Origin of the sequence: Luteibacter sp. UNC138MFCol5.1, assembly GCF_900110505.1 — a bacterium.
Lineage (GTDB): Bacteria > Pseudomonadota > Gammaproteobacteria > Xanthomonadales > Rhodanobacteraceae > Luteibacter.
Genome location: NZ_FODZ01000002.1, coordinates 657,222 through 677,858, shown reverse-complemented (window position 1 = coordinate 677,858; position 20,637 = coordinate 657,222). Strand labels below are relative to the sequence as shown.

The following is a 20,637-nucleotide window of genomic DNA, read 5'->3' as shown; positions in this document are numbered from 1 at the left end:
GTCAGGCGTGGCCGGCGTAGCCGGTCAACTGCGACGGGTCGCGCACGCCCATCTTCTTCGTCGCGGCGAACCAGCGCTCTTCGAGCGGGGTGTCGAAAACGATGCGCTCGTCGGCACGCGTCGTGAGCCAGGCGTTGTCCATCACTTCCTGCTCGAGCTGACCGGCCTCCCAGCCCGCGTACCCGAGCGTGACGATGGCGCGTCGCGGGCCTTCGCCCTTGGCCATGGCCACGAGGATGTCCCTCGACGTGGTGACGGACCAGTCTTCGTTGACGCGATAGCTGGAATCCCAGTGTCCCGGCTCGCGATGGAGCACGAAGCCGCGCTCCTGCTGCACGGGTCCGCCGATCAGGACGGGGTTGTCGGCGATCTCCGGATCGTCGCAGGGAAGCTTCATCTGGGCGAGGACGTCGCCGAGGCGGTATTCCGAGATCTGGTTGATCAGGAGGCCGACCGCGCCGTCTTCGCCGTGCTGGCAGAGAAAGGCGACACCGCGGGCGAAAGGCGGCTCCGCGAGCGAGGGCATCGCGATCAGGAATTGGCCGGCGAAGGTGTTGGCGAACGTCATGGCCGCATTGTAGCCGCTCCCGCTGTCTGTCGTACGCGAACGTTCAGCCGGCGATGCTTACCGTGTGGACCGGATCATAGGAGGAAAGCCGATGAGGAAGCGCATGTTTGCAAAGGGTTTTGTCGTCGCGGCGATGGCATTTTCGGGCGCGGCCCTGGCCTCGTCGCCCGACGCCTGGAAGGACTACAACCAACGGCTGACGCGCGCCTGCGTGGCGGCGAGCGGGCTGAAGGACGTCAAGCCGGTCGGCGGCCCGATCCAGTACGACGACCGCGTGCCGGTGACCGCGCTGGTACTGGCCGGCCGATACCCGCAGAAGCACATGAACAACCGGCCCGGCCGCGAGCTCTGCGTCTGGGACCGCAAGGCGAACAAGGCCTACGTGAGCGAGGCCGATCAGCTGCTGCCCCGTTGAGGGCCCACTTCCCGGAAAATGAAAATGCTGTTGTGGGAGCGCGCTTGCGCGCGAAGGGTGCTCGCGGCAAGCACCCTTCGCGCGCAAGCGCGCTCCCACAGAAGATCCGGCTTCTCGAGGAACCGCGGCCCTAGTAATTACGCAGCACATTGCCCGGCAGGAACTGCCATGTGCGCGTGATGTAGAGTTCGTCCACCCGGGTCTTGTCCGGTGGGAGCGCGGGGAAGGGCGCCGCGAGGCGCACGATCCGCTGCGCGGCGTCGTCCAGCAGCTTGTGGCCGGAGCTCTTGATGACGTCCATGCTCTTGATCGAGCCGTCGCGGTTGAGCCCGACGGTGAGCACCAGTTCGCCGTAGACCCCCTGGCGACGTGCCTCGTCCGGGTAGTTCAGGTTGCCGACCCGCTCCACGCGGCCGACCCAGCCTTTCATATAGGCGGCGTAGACGTACTCGCGTGTGTTCGAGGAGATGAATTTCTTCTTCGGGCGCTTGGCGTAGGCCTGCGACTGCTCGCGTACCTCGGCGGCGAGCCGCGCCATTTCCTCGCGCCGCTGCACCTCCTCGTCGGAGACCGGGAGGGGGCGCTCCTTCCGTTCGCTGTCCTTGCGCGACGTGTCGACCGCGAAGGCGGTCTCGCCGGAGGTCGTCAGCAGCTGTTCCGGGACCGCCTCACGGGGTGCCGGTGCCTGCGCTTCCTTCGGCTCGGCCGCACCGTGCGCCACCGGCGTGGGCAGGAGACCCGACACCGGTTCCGAGGGGCGTGCCGCCTTTTCCTGGTCCCCACCGCCCGCGTTATTCGCCTGCGCCAGGAAATCGGCCTTGTCCGGGGCCTCCTGGTTCGCGACGTCCACGAGCGTCACGTCCAGCGTGGGCACGGCGGGACGCGGCTTCTCCATCTCGAAGGTGATGCCGAGGATGACGACGCCGTGCAGGAGCAGGGAGAACAGCAGGGTCGCGCCGAACAGGTCGGCGCCGGTGGTGCGGGTCGTCATCGGGCCTCGATCGCGTCGAACAGCAGCCCCGCGATGTTAATGCCGAACCGCGCGTCGAGTTCGCGGACCCCCGTCGGAGATGTGACGTTGATCTCGGTCAGGTAATCGCCGATGACATCGAGGCCGACGAAACGCAGGCCGCGGCGCACCAGCTCCGGGCCGACCTGGGCGGCGATCCAGCGGTCGCGGTCGGAGAGGGGAATGCCCTCGCCCTTGCCGCCGGCGGCGAGGTTGCCGCGGAACTCGTCCCCTTGCGGAATGCGCGCGAGCGCATACGGCACGGGCTCGCCGTCGATCAGCAGGATCCGCTTGTCGCCGGAGGTGATCTCGGGGATGTATTTCTGGGCCACTGTCAGGGCGCGGCCACCGTCCAGCAGGGTCTCGAGCATCGAGTTCACATTGCTGTCGCCCGCAGCGACCTTGAAGATGCCGCGGCCGCCCATGCCGTCAAGCGGCTTGATCACGGCCTGGCGATGTTCCTCGAGGAATGCCTTGAGCTCCGCCTTGTCGCGCGACAACAGGGTCGGGACGATGCATTGCGGGAAGTCGAGCGAGAAGATCTTCTCGTTGCAGTCGCGCAGCGACCGCGGATCGTTGATCACCTTGCAGCCGACGCGCTGGGCACGCTCCAGCACCATCGTGTCATAGATGAACTGGGCGTCCACCGGGGGATCCTTGCGGGCCAGCACGATGTCGACCTCGGCCAGCGGGCGCCACTGCGGCTCCCCCAGGGTGAACCAGCCCGATGGGTCCTCCTTGACCGTGAGCGGGCGCAGGCGCGCCCAGGCCTCGCCGCCACGCAGCGCCAGATCGCCCTGTTCCATGTAGAGAAGGGCGTGGCCCCGGCGGGAGGCCTCCAGCAGCATGGCGAACGTGGTGTCCTTGGCGATCTTGATGGCGCGGATGGGGTCCATCAGGACGGCGACGGAAAGCGGCATGGGGCGGGTCCCGAAAGGCAGGAAAGGGGTCAAGTCTAGTGAAGGCGGGGCCCGTTCGGGAATGTGAAGGCGGCCTTTAAGAACAATTCATCTTGACGGGACAGGGGCCAACCATTAAACAGCGAACGGGAGGAACGCCAAAGAGCGTGCCGCCGGGACGTCGCCGTCCCGGACATCGACCTGGCGCACGGAACGACCGGTGCAAAACCGGCTATCCTGCGAGGGGATTTGCGGTTTTTTGTGCGTGGTGACGGGGGCGTAGTGAACGAAAACGGACGCGGTAACGACCTGGCCGGCTTGCGGGTCATGGTCATCGACGATTCGAAAACCATCCGACGCACGGCGGAGACGCTGCTGAAGAAGGAAGGCTGCGACGTGCTCACCGCGGTCGACGGCTTCGAGGCGCTGGCCAAGATTTCCGACCAGAAGCCGAACATCATCTTCGTCGACATCATGATGCCGAGGCTGGACGGCTACCAGACCTGCGCGCTGATCAAGAACAACGCCCACTTCCGCGGCACGCCCGTGATCATGCTGTCCTCGAAGGACGGCCTGTTCGACAAGGCGCGCGGGCGCATCGTCGGCGCGGAGCAGTACCTGACCAAGCCCTTCACCCGCGACGAACTCCTCGGCGCGATCCATCGTTACGCGAAGGCGAGCTGACCTTCATCACGGCTTCAAGGCGTCCAGGGGGACGTGTGGCAAATATTCTCATCATCGACGACTCGCCCACCGACGTCCGCGTGTTCACCACGTTGCTCGAGAAGGCGGGTTTCTCCGTTGCGAGCGTGGACAACGCCGAGGCCGGCATCGACCGCATCCGCGCGGCCAAGCCCGACCTCGTGATCATGGACGTCATCATGCCCGGCATGAACGGCTTCCAGGCCACCCGAACGCTGAGCCGCGATCCGGCGACGGCGGACGTGCCCGTGGTCATGATCACCACCAAATCCATGGAAACGGATCGCGTGTGGGGTCTGCGGCAGGGTGCGAAGGCCTTCATCACCAAGCCGGTGAACGAGAAGGAACTGCTCGCCACCATCGCCAACCTCCTGCCGAACAAGACGCACTGAGGCGGCCATGAGCGAGATCGCGACCCTTTCGCCTTTCGAGCTGCTGGCCCGTTACGAGCGCGCGTGTCTCGCCCATTCGGCCGACGCGCCGGAGCGCGTCGAATCGCTCGGCCTGTGGCGTGGCATCGGTTTCCGCGTCGGACGCCGCGCGTTCGTCAGCGGCATCGAGGAGATCAACGAACTGCTGGCCGTCCCGCCGCTCACCAACGTGCCGGGCACGCAGCCCTGGCTGATGGGCGTGGCGAACGTCCGCGGCAACCTGGTGCCGGCGATCGATCTGGGCCGGTTCCTCTTCGACGAGCGGACGCCTTCGTCGGAGCGCACCCGCCTGCTGCTGGTGCGCCAGCACGGCGGCACGGTCGGACTGCTCGTGGACGAGGTGTTCGGCCAGCGTACGATGGACGACGAGCAGCGCGGCACCGGCGAGGACGAGCGCGATCCGCGCCTGGCGCGTTTCGTCACCGGCAATGTCCAGCTGGGCGAGCAGGCGTTCGGGTTGTTCAGCATGAGCCGTCTGGTTAGTGCGCCGGATTTCCGGCAGGCGGCGCTGTAAGGCGTCTCCAGGGGGAAGGGGAACGGTCGTCCGGCCGGTCCCCTCACAGGATGGGCGCGGCGGTCCGAGCCGTCCGCGCGATGGGAACGGAGGGGCGGTCGTTACGACCGTTTCGTCATGCCGGCGACCTCGTCGAGGCGACGGCGGCTGGTTTTGCCAGGTTTGGATGAGGTGGATATGAGCACGACAGCAGGCGGCGCAGGCCGGGAACGTGGCTACACGATCGTCATCGTGTTCCTGCTCCTGGCGATCGGTTTGGCGTCGGTCGACTTCTGGTGGCTGAACAACAAGAACGGCGAGGATCGCGAAGCCATCGCGCTGACGACCCAGGTGCAGGTGCTTTCGCAGCAGACCGCGAAGTACGCCCTCGAGGCGTCCGACGGCAACCGCGATTCCTTCCGCGAACTGTCGGCCACGCGCAATACCATCGATTCGGCCGTGCAGCGCCTGGTCAAGGGCGACGAGAAGAGCGGCATGCCCGCCTACGCCGACGACAACGCCACCCAGTCCGGCCGCGCGATCGGCGCGCTCGCCAACGCCTGGCACCAGCTGGATGCCGATATCGGCAAGATCCTCTCGAACAAGGACCTCGTGCTGTCCTCGGGCGAACGCGCGGACCTGTTCTCCCGGCAGATGCCGCTGCTCAACGCCCGCACCGACGAGGTGCTCAACATCGTCCAGCAGAAGAACGCCTCGGTGGAGCAGACCTTCACCATCGCGCGCTGGATGCTCATGGCCGACCGCATGATCCGCCGCGTGCAGGAGATCCTGCAGGGCGGCGACGGTGCGCAGTCCGCGGCCGACGGCCTCTCGCGCGACGCGCAGCTGTACGGCGCCGTGCTCAAGGGCCTCGTGGACGGCAATCCGGATGGCGGCGTGCGCGCGATCAGCGACGCGAACGCCCGCAAGATCCTCGAAGGCATGCAGACGTCGTGGGGCGACCTGGTCGATCCCGTCGGCCAGCTGGTCGCCGCCTCGCCGAACCTGCAGGACGTGAAGCGCGCGGGCAACCAGGCCTCCCTCGATTCGCAAACGGTGCTGCTCCGCGCGAACGAGTCCGCCGACCAGATCGCCAAGCTGCCGCTGACCCGCCTGTTCCCGAACGTGTGGTGGGGCCTGCTCGGAGCCATCGGCGCGGTGCTCTTCGCGCTGCTGCTCGTCTACAACCTCGTGCGCGACCAGCGCCGCCGCTTCGAGACCACCTCGGAACTGAACCAGCGCAACCAGACCGCGATCATGCGGTTGCTGGACGAGATGGGCACGCTCGCCGAAGGCGACCTGACCATCAAGGCCACCGTGACGGAAGACATCACGGGCGCCATCGCGGACGCCATGAACTCCGCCGTGGACGAGATGCGCAACCTCGTCACCACCATCAACGAGACGGCCGTGCGCGTCTCCGCGGCGGCCCAGGAAACGCAGGCGACCGCCATGCACCTCGCCGACGCGGCGGAACAGCAGGCGCAGCAGATCACCTCCGCGACGTCCGCGATCAACCAGATCGCGACCTCGATGGACACGGTGTCGAAGGATTCGGCCGAGTCGGCCGACGTGGCGCAGCGCTCCGTGCAGATCGCGTCGCGCGGCGCGGAAGTGGTGCGCGAGACGATCCAGGGCATGGACTCGATTCGCGACCAGATCCAGGAGACCTCCAAGCGAATCAAGCGCCTCGGCGAATCGTCGCAGGAGATCGGCTCGATCGTGGAACTCATCAACGACATCGCCGAGCAGACGAACATCCTCGCGCTGAACGCGGCCATCCAGGCCGCGTCGGCGGGTGAGGCGGGCCGCGGCTTCGCGGTCGTCGCGGACGAAGTGCAGCGCCTCGCCGAACGTTCGGCGAGCGCGACCAAGCGAATCGAAACGCTGGTGCAGACGATTCAGTCCGATACCAACGAGGCGGTCAGCTCGATGGAACAGACCACCGCGGAAGTGGTGGCGGGCGCCCGTCTCGCGGAAGACGCGGGCACGGCGCTGGGCGACATCGAGCGCGTTTCGAACGATCTTTCGGCGCTGATTCAGAACATCTCGGCCGCCGCGCGCCAGCAGTCGGCCGCGGCGACGGATACGTCGGCCACCATGAACGTCATCCAGGAGATCACGTCGCAGACGTCGCTCGGCGCGAGCCAGACGGCCGAATCGATCGGCAACCTGGCCCAGCTCGCGAACGACCTGCGCCTTTCCGTCGCGAACTTCAAGCTGCCGGGCTGATGCGGTGAGACTTCAAGACCACAACGATTTCACCACACTGCACTGGGTCAAGGCCGAGCTCGACGACGCCCTGTCCAAGGCACGCCAGGCCCTCGAGTCGTACGTCGAGGACTCTCGCGACGCCTACGTCATGCACACCTGCGCCGCGGATCTTCACCAGGTCCACGGCACGTTGCGCATGGTGGAGCTCTACGGCGCCGCGATGGTCGTGGGCGAAATGGAGCAGCTGGTCGCCGCGCTGATCGACGATCGCGTGGCCCATCGCGACGACGCCTATGCCGCGCTGATGCGCGGCATGATGCAGATGCCCGATTACCTGGAGCGTCTGCAGAGCGGTCACCGCGACGTGCCGATCGTGCTGCTGCCGTTGCTCAACGACCTTCGCGCGAGCCGTGGCGAGCAGTCGCTGCACGAGTCCGCGCTGTTCACGCCGAACCTCGACACGCTCTTGCCGCCCGCCGCGCCGGGCGCGAGCGATCCCGCGATGGCCGAGGCCAACCGCGCCGAGGTCGCCGAGCTGCGCGTGCGCTTCCAGCAGCAGTTGCTGGCGTGGTTCCGCGGGCAGGGCAACGAGCGACAGCTTCTCGGCATGCGGGCCACGCTCGACAGCCTGGCCGCGCGTTGCTACACGATCGCCGGCCGCCGCTTGTGGTGGATCGCCGCCGGTGTGCTCGAAGGCCTCGAGCGTGGCGTGCTGCGGGCCCATGAAAAGGACGTGCGCCAGCTCATCGGCCGCGTCGACCGCGTCATCCGCGAACTCGTGGATGGCGGCGAGGAAGCGCTGCTCAGCGGCGATTCCGACGAACTCGCGCGCAAGCTCCTGTACTACGTCGCCCAGGCCAAGCCGGGCAGCGAGCGCATCGAGGAGCTGCGCCAGACCTACCGTCTAGACGGACTGCTGCCCCAGGCGGCGGAAGTCGAACACGCGCGTGGCTCGATGTCGGGCCACAACCGTGCGCTGCTCGACACCGTGTCGGCCGCCATCAAGGACGACCTGCTGCGCGTGAAGGAAGCGCTCGACCTGTTCCTGCGTCGTCCCGACGGCGATCCGGCCCAGCTCGGCCAGCAGACCGACGTGCTCGACCGCGTCGGCGACACCCTGGGCATGCTGGCGCTCGGGGTGCCGCGCCGCGTGGTGGGCGAGCAGCGCCGGATCCTCGGCGAGATCGCCACGGGCGCGCGCGCACCGGACGAGGAATCGTTGCTCGACGTCGCCGGCGCGCTGCTCTATGTCGAAGCGTCGCTCGACGACCACATCGAACGCCTGGGCGCCGAAGGCGAACAGGTTTCCGCGGCGGACCTCGGTCCGTCGCCGCTGCCGCGCAGCGAGGCGCGCCACATCCTTTCGACGCTGATGCGCGAGGCGACAGCCAACACCTCGAAGGTGAAGGATGCGATCGTCGGTTTCGTCGAATCGTCCTGGGACCACGAGCAGCTGGCCGGAACGCCCGAACTGATGGCGGAGATCGGCGGCGCGATGCGCATGCTCGGCGCCGGCCGCCCCGCGGAACTGGCGGACGGTATCGGCCTGTTCATCCACCGCGAGCTCCTCGGCGACCGGCGCGTGCCCAACGGCACGCAGATGGATCGCCTGGCGGACGCGCTCGCGGCGCTGGAGTATTACCTCGAGGCGGCGCGTGAGCACCGCGGCGGCCTCGAGCACATCCTCGACGTCACGCAGCAGAGCCTCGCCGAGCTGGGTTACTGGCCCGTGCCGATCGACGCGCAGCCGGCGCACGACGAAGCCGGTGACGAACTCGGCCGGATCGCGCTCGACGACATCGAAGCGGAGGCCATCGCGCACATCGTGCTGCCGTCGACGAGCGTCGACGCGGGCGAGACGGTGTCGAGCTTCGCCGACAGTTTCGACCTCGTCGACGAACCGCCCACCGAGGCGGAGATCGCCGCGGCTCTTCCGGAAGCGCCCGCCGTCGCGGACGAGGACGACTGGATCGAGATCGAGGAAGAGATCGAGCAGGAAGTGGGCGGGACCGGCATGGCCGAGTTCGCCGGTTTCCAGATCACGGTCGACGGCATCGACGACGAGATCCGCGAGATCTTCCTGGAGGAAACCGAAGAAGAGATCGGCAACCTGCGTACGGGCCTGGCGAACTGGCTGGTCGAGCCGGAGCGGAACGACGCGCTCGTGCCGATCCGCCGCTCGTTCCATACGCTGAAGGGTTCCGGCCGCCTGGTGGGCGCCCGTCTTCTGGGCGAATTCGCCTGGAAGGTCGAGAACATGCTCAATCGCGTGCTCGACGGCACCATCGGCGCGCACGACGGCGTGCAGGCGCTGGTGCGTCACGCTGTCGACGCCTTGCCGCAACTCAAGGCCGCGCTGGAAGGCGACGCGACGCCGGCGGCACCGATCGCCGCGATCATGGAGACCGCCGATCGACTCGCCATGGGCGACACCGCCTACGTCGAGGACATCGCGCGTCATTCCATCCATCGCGTCCGCAGCAAGGTGAAGCGTCGCGTTCCGCGCGACACCATCGCCGCCGTGCCGGTGGCGGGTTTCGCGGCCTATGGCCAGGCGCCGGTCGAAACGCCCGTCGAGTCGACACCGGAAGCGTCCATCGTGCCCGAGCCGGTGGAAGAGCCGCAGGCGTCGGAAACGGTGCTCGCCGAACCGGCGTTCAACGCGCCTTCGCTGCCCCCGGTCGATGCGGTCCTGCTCGACATCCTGCGCACGGAAGTCGGGCAGTACCTCAACGTCATCCGCGCGCACCTCGCGCGCGCTGGCGAGGAAGCTCTGCCGGTCGACGACGGCCTGCTGCGCGCCGTGCACACGCTGCATGGCGCCATCGGCATGGTCGACATCCCGGTCCTGATTCAGGTGCTCGCGCCGCTGGAGGGCCTGGTCAAGCGCGTGCGCGCCACGGGCCTCCCGCTCGGCGCCGACGGCGTGGCCGCGCTCACGGAAGCCGCCGACCTCGTCGACCACGTCATGGCGCTGTTCGACGAGCCGGATCCGCGTGTTCCCGACGTCTCCGGGCTCGCCGCGCGTATCGCGGCGTTGCGCGACGAACAACCGGAAGCGACGGTCGCGCACATCCTCTACGAGGCGGACCCGGTCCTGGCGGAAGAGGACGCCGAGGCGGACCTCGCGCTCGACGAGCCGGTCGCATCGTCGGTGGAAGTGGACGAAGCGGACGCCTGGCTGCCGGAAGACCAGCCCGAGCCAGTGGCGCCGACGCTCGACGAAGCGCTGCTCGAAGACGAGCTCGCCGACGAGGCGATCGAGGCCGCGCCTGTCGAAGCGGAACCCGAGGAGGAATTCGACGAGCTGCCGCCCATCGACGTGGCCTCGCTCGAACCGTCGCAGTCGGCGGACGACCTCACCGCCGAACTCATGGCGTCGATCGAGCGCTTCGAGGTCGAACAGCCCGAGGGCGAGGTCAAGCCGATCCTCACCTACGACGCGAACGAGGAAGCGGCCTGGCGTGCGCTGGTCGGCGACATCGAAGGCACGACCCCCGTCGTGCCGCACGACGAGCCGCTGCCGCAGCCCATGTCGCACGACGGCGAGGTGCTGCACACGGACGACGGCATGGTCGAGCCGCGCGTCGACGCGGAAGCGATCGACGAGACGGTGTCCGAGGAGGAGGGTTTCCTCGCCGACGAGCTGATCGCCGCGGACATGGCATCCACCGACGATGCGGCGGCGCTGGACGAGCCCTCGTTCCTGGAAGACACCGCGGCGGACGCAGAGCCCGCCTTCGAACCCGTCGCCGAGGTGACGCCCGAGGCCGAGCCCCAGTTCGAGCCCGAAGTCGAGGCGGAGCGGGTCGACGAGGCACCCGTCGTCATCGAAGACCAGTCGCACGAAGCCGTCGCCGAGCCGGTGCAAACGCCGATCGACGAACCCGCGCCGGCACTGGTTCCCGAACTGTCGCCGTACGCGGACATCGACACGGACCTGCTCGAGGTCTTCATCGAGGAAGGCCGCGAGATCCTCGATCACGCGGACGCGTCGCTCGCGTCGTGGCGCGCGGAGCCCGAGCAGGCCGAGCACGTCACCGCGCTGCAGCGCGATCTGCACACGCTCAAGGGCAGCGCACGCATGGCGGGCATGGCCGCGGTGGGCGACCTGTCGCACGCCATGGAGGCCCTGCTCGACGCCGTCGCCGGTGGTCAGCGCGAGAGCGATCGCGCCGCCATCGAGGCGATGGAGGTCGGCTTCGACCGCCTGCACGGCATGATCCAGAGCATCGCGCAGGGCAGGGCGATCGGCCTCGTCGACGCGGACATCGAGCCGTTCGCGCGTCTGGCGGGTGCGCCCATCGCGCCGGACACCCTCACCGCGGAGGCGTACCGCGAGGAACGCGAGGCCGCCGTCATGGTGCCGGCCCCCGCGTACGAAGCCCCGTCCGAGCCGGAACCGCCGGTGCTCGACCGCGAGCTGCCGGACCTGCTGCCGGAGTTCGAGGAAGAAGAGATCCAGCGCGCGTCGCAGGAGCAGATCCGCGTTCGCGCGGACATGCTCGACACGCTCGTGAACCATGCGGGTGAAGTCTCGATCTACCGTTCCCGCCTGGAGCAGCAGACCGCGAGCTTCCGCTCGGCGCTCACCGAGCACGAGCAGACGGTCAGCCGTCTGCGCAGCCAGCTGCGCATGCTGGAAATCGAAACGGAAGCGCAGATCATCGCGCGCTATCACCAGGAGCATCGCGACACCGGCGTGACGAGCTTCGATCCGCTCGAACTCGACCGTTTCTCGCAGCTCCAGCAGTACTCGCGCGCGCTGGCCGAGTCGGTCTCCGATCTCGTGTCGCTGCAGACGATCCTCGACGAGCTGACACGTCAGTCCGAAAACCTCCTGCTCCAGCAGCAGAAGGTCAACGCGGAACTGCAGGAAGGCCTCATGCAGACGCGCATGCTGCCGTTCGACGCGATGGTGCCGAACCTCCGCCGTACGCTGCGCCAGGCCGCCTCGGACGTGGGCAAGCGCGCCCAGCTCGTGGTGGAGGGCGCCAACGGCGAAATGGACCGCAACATGCTCGACCGCATCAAGGCGCCGTTCGAGCACATGCTGCGCAACGCCGTCGCGCATGGCATCGAAACCCCGGACGCCCGCGAGGCCGCGGGCAAGAACGCCGAAGGTACCGTCCGCATCCAGGTGGCACGCGAGGCGACCGAGGTCGTCGTGCGCCTCTCGGACGACGGTGCGGGCATGGATCGCGACGCGATCCGCGCCAAGGCGATCGAACGCGGCCTGCTGCGTCCGGACGCCCGCGTTTCCGACGACCAGATCTTCCAGCTCACGCAGGTGCCCGGCTTCTCCACGGCGGAGAAGGTCACCCAGGTGGCGGGCCGTGGCGTCGGCATGGACGTCGTGGCCAACGAGATCAAGCAGCTCGGCGGCACGCTCGCGATCGAATCGCAGAAGGGCGAGGGCACCACGTTCGTGATGCGCCTGCCGTTCACGCTCGCCGTGACGCAGGCCCTGATCGTGCGCATCGGCGAGACGAACTACGCGATCCCGATGACGTCGGTCCACGGCGTGGCGCGCGTCGAACCGAACGAACTCGCCCATCGCATGGCGGACGAGTCGCCGTCGTTCGATTACGTCGGCGAGGAATACGCGATCCACGACCTGCCGCAGCTGCTCGGCGTGCATGTGATCTCGTCGCCGGACGAAGGGGACATCCCGCTCCTGCTCGCCCGCTCCGGCGACCTGCGCGCCGCGATCCGCGTCGACGCCGTGCTGGGTTCGCGCGAAATCGTCGTCAAGCCGGTGGGTCCGCAGGTCAGCTCGGTGCCGGGCGTGCTCGGCGCGACGATCATGGGCGACGGCTCGGTGCTGATGATTCTCGACCTCGCGCCGCTGGTGCGCCATGGCGTCGCCCGCCGCGCGTTCGAGGCCGAGGCGCAGGTGCCGCATGCGCCGCGCGCCCAGGACGAGGTCCGCGTGAAACCGCTGGTGATGGTGGTCGACGACTCCATCACGATGCGCAAGGTCACCGGCCGAGTGCTGGAGCGCCACGAGTTCGAGGTGATGACGGCGAAGGACGGCGTGGACGCGCTCGAGAAGCTCAACGAACGCGTGCCCGACCTGATGCTGCTCGACATCGAGATGCCGCGAATGGACGGCTACGAACTCGCGACGCAGATGAAGGCCGACGAACGGCTGGCCGGCGTGCCGATCATCATGATCACGTCGCGCACCGGCGACAAGCATCGCCAGCGCGCGTTCGACATCGGCGTGGATCGCTACATCGGCAAGCCGTATCAGGAGAACGACCTCATCGTGCAGATCAACGACGTGCTCGGAGTCCATCATGGTTGACCGGCAGGCGACGGTCGCGCTGCTCTTCGACGATGAAGGACTGTCCGCCCACCTGCGCGAGGCGCTCGTCGCGCAGGGCGCCCGCATCGTCTACGAGTCCGATCTCAAGTCGTTCGCGCCGGCGGAGCTCGTCGGCTCGTCGGCGGACGTCGTCGTGGTCGACCTCGACGATCCCGGCGACGACGATCTCGATCGCCTCTACGACACCGTGGAAGGAGGCCATCCGCGCCTCGTCTTCAACGACGCCGACGCCAGCCGCCAGCTGCAGGGATGGGATCGTGCCCGCTGGGCGCGTCACCTCGCGGCCAAGCTCGTGGGCGAGATCGCGCTCGATCCGCCCCGGCCCGACGACGCGCGCGCCATCGAGCCGCGCGTGAGCGCGATCGCCGGCCTCGCGGCGCCGTCCGAAGAGCTCCTGGCCGAGCCGCTGGTCGACGATCTCGCGATCACCGGCAGCCACGGTTACCCCGACGCGCCGGCGCCGGTCGACGCGGCCGCCGATGTCGCGTTCGACGAGGTCTCCGGCATCGAGGCCGACCGCATGGACGACCTGGACTTCTCCACGCCGCTCGATGTTGTGGACGACGAAGGGCAGGGTGCGGATCCCACCGAACTCGCCGCCGAACTCGAGGCATTGCTGGCCGACACCGGTCCCGGTCCGATCGGCGGCGACGACATCGAGTCCATCGCTTCGTCGCCGGTCGAGCTGACGGAACTGGCGTCGCTCGATCTGTCCGGTTTCGAGGTCGTCGAAGACGAGCCGTTGGCGGCCGCGCCGGTCGAGCGCGAGTTCGACGTGAGCCGCTTCAGCCTCGCGTCGATGGAAGGATCGGCACCGCCGCCGTCCGACGCCGCGCTGCCGACCCTCGACATCGAATCCCGTGCGACGGAATACGTGCCGCCGCCGGTCCCCGAGTGGGACCTGGTCGACCACGACGCCGTGGTCGTGCAGCCGGTCGATCGCGCCCCACCGGCCGAGTTCGGCATCGAGACCTTGAGCGCCGCCGAGTTCCTCGCTCAGGACGTGGTCGACGACGGAACGCACGGGCTCGAGGCCGGACTTTCGCTCGAACTGGTATCGATGGAGGAGGCGGTCGCGCCCCCCACCGACGGTGCCTTCTCGCACGAAATGTTTCTCGAAGGTGCCTCGCGTGCCGTGCGCCGGGTGGTCGTGGTCGGCGGCACGCACGAGAGCGAAGCCTCCATCGCGAGTTTCCTGGCGGCGTTGCCCTCCCGGGTGCCCGCCGTGCTGATCGTCGCGGCCCATCACGACGGCGATGTCGACGCGCTCGTCGCGCGGCTCGGTCGCGGTCGTGTCGCCACCGATCGCAGTCACGTGAACCACGGCGACTGCCTCGTCGTGCCACGCGGTTCGCATGTCCAGGTCCGTCGCGACGGCAGCGTCACCGTCCACGACGATGGCAGCTCCGCCAGCGCCAGGGGTCCTTCGATCGACGGCATCCTGAGCACCCTCGCGGGTGGCTTCGGCGCCGATGCCCTGGCGATCGTGTTCGCCGGACAGGGCAACGACGCGGTCGCCGGCGCGCAGGCCGTGTACGACGGCGGTGGCCGCGTATGGGTCGAGGCCGTGCCGCCCGAGCTCGAGGCCGGGCACATGGTCACCGGCATTCGCGAGGAGCGGGTGGCCGGGTTCGCCGGGGACGCACGTGCCCTGGCGCAGAAACTGATCGAGGAATTCCCATGAGCGAGCCGTTACCGCGCGAAATCCGCTGCGTCCTGATTCCCAGCGGCGGCGTGCGCCTCCTGCTGCCCAACGCCGCGGTGGCCGAAGTGATCACGCTGGCCGGCGTCGAGCCGGTGGCGGACGCGCCCTCGTGGCTACTCGGGCGCATCGCCTGGCGCGGCTGGAGCATTCCGCTCGTCAGCTTCGACCACGTCGCCAGCCTGCCGGAGGACGCCCCCGCGCAGGCGTCGCGCGTCGCCGTGCTGAAGTCCGTGAGCGAGCATGCAGAGCTTCCCTACATCGCGGTCCTCACCCATGGCTTCCCGCGCCTGACGACGCTCAACGCCGAACTGCTCCTGCCCACCCACAATGGGCACGAGCTGCCGTTCGGCGTACGCGCCCGCGTCCTCGTGCGCGACGACACGGCGATCATCCCGGACCTGGAAGAGCTCGAGACCACGCTCGTCGGCATGCTCGCGGAAGCCTGATCACGCCCCCACCGTTGGAGCGCACCTGGGCGCGATAAAACGCCATCAACCGCCGGCAGAACGCAGTGCGAAGTAGACGTTCCTGTCGTTGGCGTGCGCTTCGGCGAGCGCGTCGTGCTCGGCGAGGAGCGACTCCATGCGTTCCTTGCCGCACTCCGCCACGGTGGTCGCCACGGCATCGCCGACGTTGACCGACAGCTGGTGCAACACGTGGGCGAAGAGGAGCAGTGCCACCGCTTCCACGTAAAGGGTGTCCGAAAGGTCGCGTGCCGTCCCGTAGCGCGACGCGGCCGCGTGCTCGGATTCCGGTAGCTGTTCGCGTTCCACCGCGTTGATGAATTGCCGCGTAGCCGCTTCGCTCGCGCCGCTCGCGGCCGCGAAGATGGGATGGATCCACGAGTCGAGGCCCACGGCTTCCGCCCGGCCGACGAACGACGGCCATTCGGGCGCCTGGGCGTACCAGGGCGACCGGCGGCAAAGGTCGTCCAGTCGCCTGAGGCACGGACCTGGCTGGGTGTCTTCGGGAAAGGCGCGCTTCCAATGGGCGAGCCGCTCCCGCTCGGCATCCAGCTGATGGCGTATCAGCGCCTCCAGACGGCTGCCCTCCGGATCGCAGAACACATAGGTCGCGTCCACCGCGAGGCGAATGCCTTCCTTCGCCAGAACCATCGCGCCGAAGTCGCGCCCCTTCTCGAGGTCCGAGACCGCCGCCGCATGCAGATCGCTCAGCGCGGTGACTCCGTACACCGACTGCTGCAGCGCCGCCGTACCGGTCAGCACCTGCAGATGGGCCACACCGTGCGCGAGTTCATCCGCCGTCGTCCGCATCGCGGGAAGGTGACGGCGCAGCGCCGTCAGTTCGGTGGTGCGCACGTCGTATCGGGCCATGCGCTTGGCGCTCTCGCCGCGTCCGAACAATGGCCACCTCATCGCGTCGGCCCCTGCCGGCCGAGCTGCGCGGTCTGCGCGATGTACTGGTCGATCGCCTGCTGTTGTTGGTCGACCTGCTGGATCTGGCGGACCGAATGCTCCGGCTCGGGGGATGGCTTCTTCAGATCGATGACCGTCGGTACCGCGAGCCAGCTCTTGCCGTGGAACTCGATCGTCATCGCCTCTTCATTGAGATAAACCCGGTCGAGGTTCCCGGCCGTGATGCCGTTCTCATGACACGCCGCGGTGAACTGCATGAGTCGCTTCGGCCCCGCATCGGGAACGCGTTCCTGCAGGGCGCTGTACAGCGCCCGCGTCTCGTCACCGAGGTGACCGACGCCGTGGGGCGTCGCGCCGGGTGCCCATGGCCGCGATGTCGCCGGCGACACCGGCGAGCGCTGCTGTTCGCCCAGAATGTTCCACGGTGCCGACAGGTCGAGCGGTACGCCGGGTGGAAGGTCGTCCAGCGGGCGATGTTGCAGATCAAGCATGTAGTTGTGCGCGAAAACCGCGCCCGGCTGATTGCGTTCCTTGTCCCAGAAGTTGCCGATGCCGTGCGCCGCCGCGGTCGAGACGGCCTCGCCAATGGGAAAGAGGCTGCCCTCCTTGTGCCGCGGATAGTCGCTCTGGTCCATGTAGAACTTGTCGGAGCCGATATGTCCCGCAAACTTGGACACTGGATCATGAAACATGCGGTGATTGACCACGCGAGTTCTCGCTGAAGCGACGTCGAGGGCCTGGGTTCTGGCGAGGGCGGTCGCCATGGCTTCCGCACCGTAGGCGTTGAACGTTTCCGCTCGGATACCGGCAGCCTCGGGAAGGCTGGCTTGCAGCTGGGCAAGTGCTCCGCCGAGGGAATGGCCGGTAATGCTGATGTGGCTTTTGGGAATATGGTTTTGCTCCGCGTAGTCCAGCGCCCATCGCATGGTTCTCGCGGCCTCGGGCCACTGCGTGGGCGCACCCATCATGCCCATGCCAAGGTCGGCGATAAGGTCGTGAACATTTGTCGGATCTGTACCCTTGTTTACGACGATGAGTTGGCCAGTCGCCTCATCCTGTACTACCGCGCCGCGATAATTGGTGGCGGATGGTGGAGAGACGTATTTGACCAGGAACTGTCGACTATTGCTTTCGAGGCTACTGCCGACTATGAGCGGCTTATAGATTCGGTGGGCGAGAAATGCGTATTGGTCATGGGGCAAAGGCATATCCGATTCCTTGGATGACTGCGGTTAGTCTCTGCCGCCGAGCGCTGGCGGCACGGTCTGTGTATCGAGTTGTGGCAACGGACTCACGAAATTGTCGAAATGGCTCGGGCTCCTGGGTCGTAACGGTGCGGAGTCTTCTCGAACATGTACGGTGATTCGGATGCGTCGGCTCTGGGGGACGGCCTCGTAAAGGGCTGTCTCGGGCACAGGCCGTTTACCAAAGCACTGTTGCGCGAACTCGCTGTTTCGGAACGGGCATGTCGCCCGGTATGTCGTGCCGGGACGTAGGTCTTCGCGCCCACCCCAATCCGGAATCTGAAATTTGCCCGTATAGGTGTCGAGCACTCGAATCTGTGGAGAGGCGAATTCCCAGTTGCACTGCTCTCGGTTGTAGCGATCGAGGTAGACGTCGAACTTTGCCTGTCTTGGGTTGCGACTCTTGTTTTGGATCTCGAACGTGCCCTCTGGATAGATGAACAGCCGGTTCCAGTTGTCCTCGACGTAACCGCACTCGCGCTGCTGGTTCTGGTAGTGCGCGCTCAGAATGATGGAATAGCGATCGCCGTCCTCCGGTCGATCGAACGAAACGGTGATATGCAACGCTTCTCTCGGATGAGGATTCAGAGGGGGAGGCGTAAACACCTTTGTCTGCGCGACCGCACTTTCGCCCGGAATGGCCATCACCAGGATTGCAGCTGCAATGCCGTGTCGAAGTGACCTCGAAGATGTCATTCGCATCGTGCTCTCTCGTGCAACGCGCCCAGATGGCGAGTGGATTTGGTGAGGCTGCGGATTCAGGTCCCCGATAGGGTCCAACTGTTTATCGCGTGGTCGATGCATATCCGATTCCTTGGATAATTGATATCAGTCTGCAGGATTGGCCTGCGGTGTAGTCCGCTCATCAGTGGATGGGGATGGTCGAGCAAAGTTGCTGAAGTGACTCGGCATGCGGGGTCGTAGCGGCGCCGAGTCTGCGGATACTTCGATAGTGATAGGTATTCGGTTGCTTGCAGGTATGCCGCGGTAGAGCGGCGTTTCAGGCACGGCTTCTCCGCCGCCAAAGCAGCGCCGCACGTGTTCGTTGTCGAGGAAAGGACAAACCGCTTTGTACGTGGAGCCGGGTACCAAGCTCTCACGAAGCCCCCAAAACGTGGTGACGAGCTTGCCAGTCAGGCTGTCCTTAACCCAAATTGACGGCGAAGCAAACTCCCAGTTGCATTCGTGCGCGTTGTATCGGTCCAGGTAGATGCTGAACCTTGCTTGCACCGGGTCCGAGCTCTCATTGGAAATGTCGAACACGCCTTCGGGGTATATGAAGCGCCGGTTCCAGTCAGGCTCGATATAGCCGCACTCGGTTTGTTGATTCCGGTAACGCGCTCTCATGACCACGGTGTAGCGTCTGGCGTCTTCCGGGCGATCGAAATTCACCTTGATGTGCAACGCCTCCTTCGGGTGAGGATTCAGAGGGGGTGGCGTAAATACCTTTGTCTGCGCGACCGCGCTTGGAAGGGCCATCATCAGGATTGCAGCTGCAATGCCGTGTCGAAGTGACTTCGGAGATGTCATTCCCATCGTGCTCTCTCGTGCCATGTGCCCGGATGGCGGGTGGGTCTGGTGAGGCTTCGGAATCAGGTGCCCGATAGGGTCGAACCGTTTCTCGCGTGGTCGATGCATATCCGATTCCTTGGATGGTTGTGGTTGCGAATGGTTGCCGTCCACCTATGGCGGCGATGGAACTTAGGCTTACGGCACGGGCCGAACGAAATTCTCGAAGTGACTGGGCGGTTCAGGGGGCAGCGGCGCGGAGTCCTTCGATACATGAAGGGTCACCGGTATGCGCCTCTCTGTAGGAATGCTGTTGTAGAGAGGCGTGTTCGGGATGGGCTGGTTGCCGAAGCATCGCTGTGCAAACTCGGAATCGCTGAACGGACATATCGCTCTATACGTCTTGCCGGGAGAAAGGTCATCGCGCGTGCCCCACTCCCCCGTCAGCACCTTTCCCGTGTAGTTGTCACGCACTGAAAAGTCTGGCCACGCGAGCTCCCAGTTACAGGACGCCCGGCTATATCTGTCGAGATAGATGTCGAACTTCGCCTGTCCCGAGTAGCGCGCAGTGGCCGGAATCTCGAACGATCCCTTCGGATAGATGAAGCGACGGTTCCAACTGCCCTCGGTGTAGCCGCATTCGCTCTGCTGATTCTGGTAGAGCGCCTCCATGATGATCGTGTAGCGATTGGCATCGTCTGGACGATCGAAGGAAACGGTGACGTGGAGTGCCTCCGTGGGATGGAGGTTTAGTGGTGGCGGGCTCAGATCCTTCTTTTCGGTGCAGCCGAAGAGCATCGAGTACAGGATGAGTGAGATGGCCATCCGTTGACGAGCGTTCATGTGACCGTTCTTCCTCTCGCCGGCAGCGCAGATGAAGTGGACTGCCTGCTCGCTTTGCTCGTAGGGTGCGACTCTCTTTCCGCGCGGGCGCTCACAGTGCCTTGATCACGGGGCAAAGGCATGTCCGATTCCTTGGATGATGGCTGTGTATGTGGTCATTGCACGGCGATGTAACTCGACGGTTTGCCCCGCCTATTGCGCAAGGCTCCGTTAGAGCGGAGAAGTAACGCCATCGTTGGGCGCCACGGGCTTGACGAAATTGCTGAAGAAGCTGGGAGAGGGTGGTCGGAGGGGCGCAGAATTCGCGCTAACGCGTACGGTCACGGGGACGCGCCGCCTCGCCGTTACTTCGTTGTAGAACGGGGTGTCAGGAACGGAGAAGCGGCCGCCAAAACACCCTATCGGGAACGTGCTCTCCCGAAACGGGCAAACACCTTTGTACACAGTGCCTGGTGCGAAGTGCTCGGCAAGTCCCAACGAACCATAGGTATAAAGGCCCGTCTCGATCTCGTGCACACGGAATTGAGCGGCCGCGAACTCCCAGTCGCAATGGCCGCTGTCGTAGCGGTCGAGGAAGATGGAGAACTTTGCACGGCGCGGATCGTGGCTCTCGTTGGGGACGTCGAACGTCCCTTCGGGATAGACGAAGCGGCGGTTGAACCCAGGGACCATGTAGCCGCACTCCCTCGCCTGATTCTGGTAGAGCGCGTTCATGGTGATCGCGTAGCGTTTCGCATCCTGCGGGCGATCGAAGGACATCGTGACGTGCAGGGCCTCTTTGGGATGCGGGTTCAACGGGGGCGGGTTGAAATGCTTCGTTGGCGCGGTGGAAGCCGGTGTCGAAGGCTGGAGCAGAAAAAAGAGGATCCATGTGAGAAGACTCATGCGCATCCTTGAT

The 20,637-nt window shown here is 66.3% G+C and carries 17 protein-coding genes; 8 read left to right on the top strand and 9 right to left on the bottom strand.

What is annotated here, in order from left to right:
- Position 1: 1 nt before the first annotated feature.
- Positions 2-568 (bottom strand): YqgE/AlgH family protein, encoded by a 567-nt coding sequence (locus BMY69_RS07485; protein WP_090052172.1) that lies wholly within the window; start codon positions 566-568, stop codon positions 2-4.
- A gap of 103 nt (positions 569-671) precedes the next feature.
- Here BMY69_RS07485 and BMY69_RS07480 point away from each other — a divergent pair, with 103 nt between their 5' ends.
- Positions 672-983 carry a hypothetical protein gene (locus BMY69_RS07480; protein ID WP_090055552.1) on the top strand — a complete coding sequence of 104 codons (312 nt, stop codon included), beginning with the start codon at positions 672-674 and terminating at the stop codon, positions 981-983.
- Between the two features lie 130 nt (positions 984-1,113).
- On the opposite strand, the gene BMY69_RS07475 is transcribed toward BMY69_RS07480, so the two are convergent.
- Together BMY69_RS07475 and gshB are read right to left on the bottom strand one after the other, a co-directional pair.
- Positions 1,114-1,974, bottom strand: coding sequence for an energy transducer TonB (locus BMY69_RS07475; protein ID WP_090176653.1), 861 nt, complete (start codon positions 1,972-1,974; stop codon positions 1,114-1,116).
- Entirely contained in the window at positions 1,971-2,912 is a 942-nt protein-coding gene (gene gshB / locus BMY69_RS07470) for a glutathione synthase (protein ID WP_090176650.1), read from the bottom strand. Before gshB ends, BMY69_RS07475 begins: the two co-directional genes overlap by 4 nt.
- Positions 2,913-3,173: 261 nt before the next feature.
- Between gshB and pilG the strand changes: the two genes are divergently transcribed.
- The 7 genes from pilG (at position 3,174) to BMY69_RS07435 (ending at position 15,213) form a co-directional block, all read left to right on the top strand.
- Positions 3,174-3,575 carry a twitching motility response regulator PilG gene (pilG, locus tag BMY69_RS07465; protein ID WP_304441822.1) on the top strand — a complete coding sequence of 134 codons (402 nt, stop codon included), beginning with the start codon at positions 3,174-3,176 and terminating at the stop codon, positions 3,573-3,575.
- Positions 3,576-3,610: 35 nt separating this feature from the next.
- Positions 3,611-3,985, top strand: coding sequence for a response regulator (locus BMY69_RS07460; protein WP_090052176.1), 375 nt, complete (start codon positions 3,611-3,613; stop codon positions 3,983-3,985).
- A gap of 7 nt (positions 3,986-3,992) precedes the next feature.
- Entirely contained in the window at positions 3,993-4,538 is a 546-nt protein-coding gene (locus BMY69_RS07455) for a chemotaxis protein CheW (protein ID WP_090176648.1), read from the top strand.
- A gap of 177 nt (positions 4,539-4,715) precedes the next feature.
- Positions 4,716-6,749 carry a methyl-accepting chemotaxis protein gene (locus tag BMY69_RS07450; RefSeq protein WP_090052178.1) on the top strand — a complete coding sequence of 678 codons (2,034 nt, stop codon included), beginning with the start codon at positions 4,716-4,718 and terminating at the stop codon, positions 6,747-6,749.
- 4 nt (positions 6,750-6,753) lie between these two features.
- Positions 6,754-13,041 carry an Hpt domain-containing protein gene (locus tag BMY69_RS07445; protein ID WP_090176646.1) on the top strand — a complete coding sequence of 2,096 codons (6,288 nt, stop codon included), beginning with the start codon at positions 6,754-6,756 and terminating at the stop codon, positions 13,039-13,041.
- Positions 13,034-14,746 (top strand): chemotaxis protein CheB, encoded by a 1,713-nt coding sequence (locus tag BMY69_RS07440; RefSeq protein ID WP_090176643.1) that lies wholly within the window; start codon positions 13,034-13,036, stop codon positions 14,744-14,746. The genes BMY69_RS07445 and BMY69_RS07440 overlap by 8 nt, the downstream gene beginning before the upstream one ends.
- The gene (locus tag BMY69_RS07435; protein WP_090052182.1) at positions 14,743-15,213 is read left to right on the top strand and encodes a chemotaxis protein CheW; all 471 of its coding nucleotides are present in this window, start codon (positions 14,743-14,745) and stop codon (positions 15,211-15,213) included. The genes BMY69_RS07440 and BMY69_RS07435 overlap by 4 nt, the downstream gene beginning before the upstream one ends.
- A gap of 45 nt (positions 15,214-15,258) precedes the next feature.
- On the opposite strand, the gene BMY69_RS07430 is transcribed toward BMY69_RS07435, so the two are convergent.
- From BMY69_RS07430 to BMY69_RS07410, 6 genes are all read right to left on the bottom strand, one after another.
- On the bottom strand, positions 15,259-16,143 hold the full coding sequence (locus tag BMY69_RS07430) for a hypothetical protein (protein WP_143070420.1): 885 nt from the start codon (positions 16,141-16,143) through the stop codon (positions 15,259-15,261).
- On the bottom strand, positions 16,140-17,351 hold the full coding sequence (locus BMY69_RS19290) for a Tle-like phospholipase domain-containing protein (protein ID WP_143070419.1): 1,212 nt from the start codon (positions 17,349-17,351) through the stop codon (positions 16,140-16,142). Before BMY69_RS19290 ends, BMY69_RS07430 begins: the two co-directional genes overlap by 4 nt.
- A gap of 24 nt (positions 17,352-17,375) precedes the next feature.
- A complete protein-coding gene (locus BMY69_RS19285) occupies positions 17,376-18,032 on the bottom strand; it encodes a hypothetical protein (protein ID WP_143070418.1) in 657 nt (218 codons plus the stop codon).
- A gap of 183 nt (positions 18,033-18,215) precedes the next feature.
- The gene (locus BMY69_RS19280) at positions 18,216-19,025 is read right to left on the bottom strand and encodes a hypothetical protein (RefSeq protein WP_143070417.1); all 810 of its coding nucleotides are present in this window, start codon (positions 19,023-19,025) and stop codon (positions 18,216-18,218) included.
- Between the two features lie 69 nt (positions 19,026-19,094).
- On the bottom strand, positions 19,095-19,739 hold the full coding sequence (locus BMY69_RS07415; RefSeq protein ID WP_143070416.1) for a hypothetical protein: 645 nt from the start codon (positions 19,737-19,739) through the stop codon (positions 19,095-19,097).
- A gap of 210 nt (positions 19,740-19,949) precedes the next feature.
- Positions 19,950-20,624 carry a hypothetical protein gene (locus BMY69_RS07410; protein WP_090176630.1) on the bottom strand — a complete coding sequence of 225 codons (675 nt, stop codon included), beginning with the start codon at positions 20,622-20,624 and terminating at the stop codon, positions 19,950-19,952.
- Positions 20,625-20,637 lie beyond the last annotated feature (13 nt).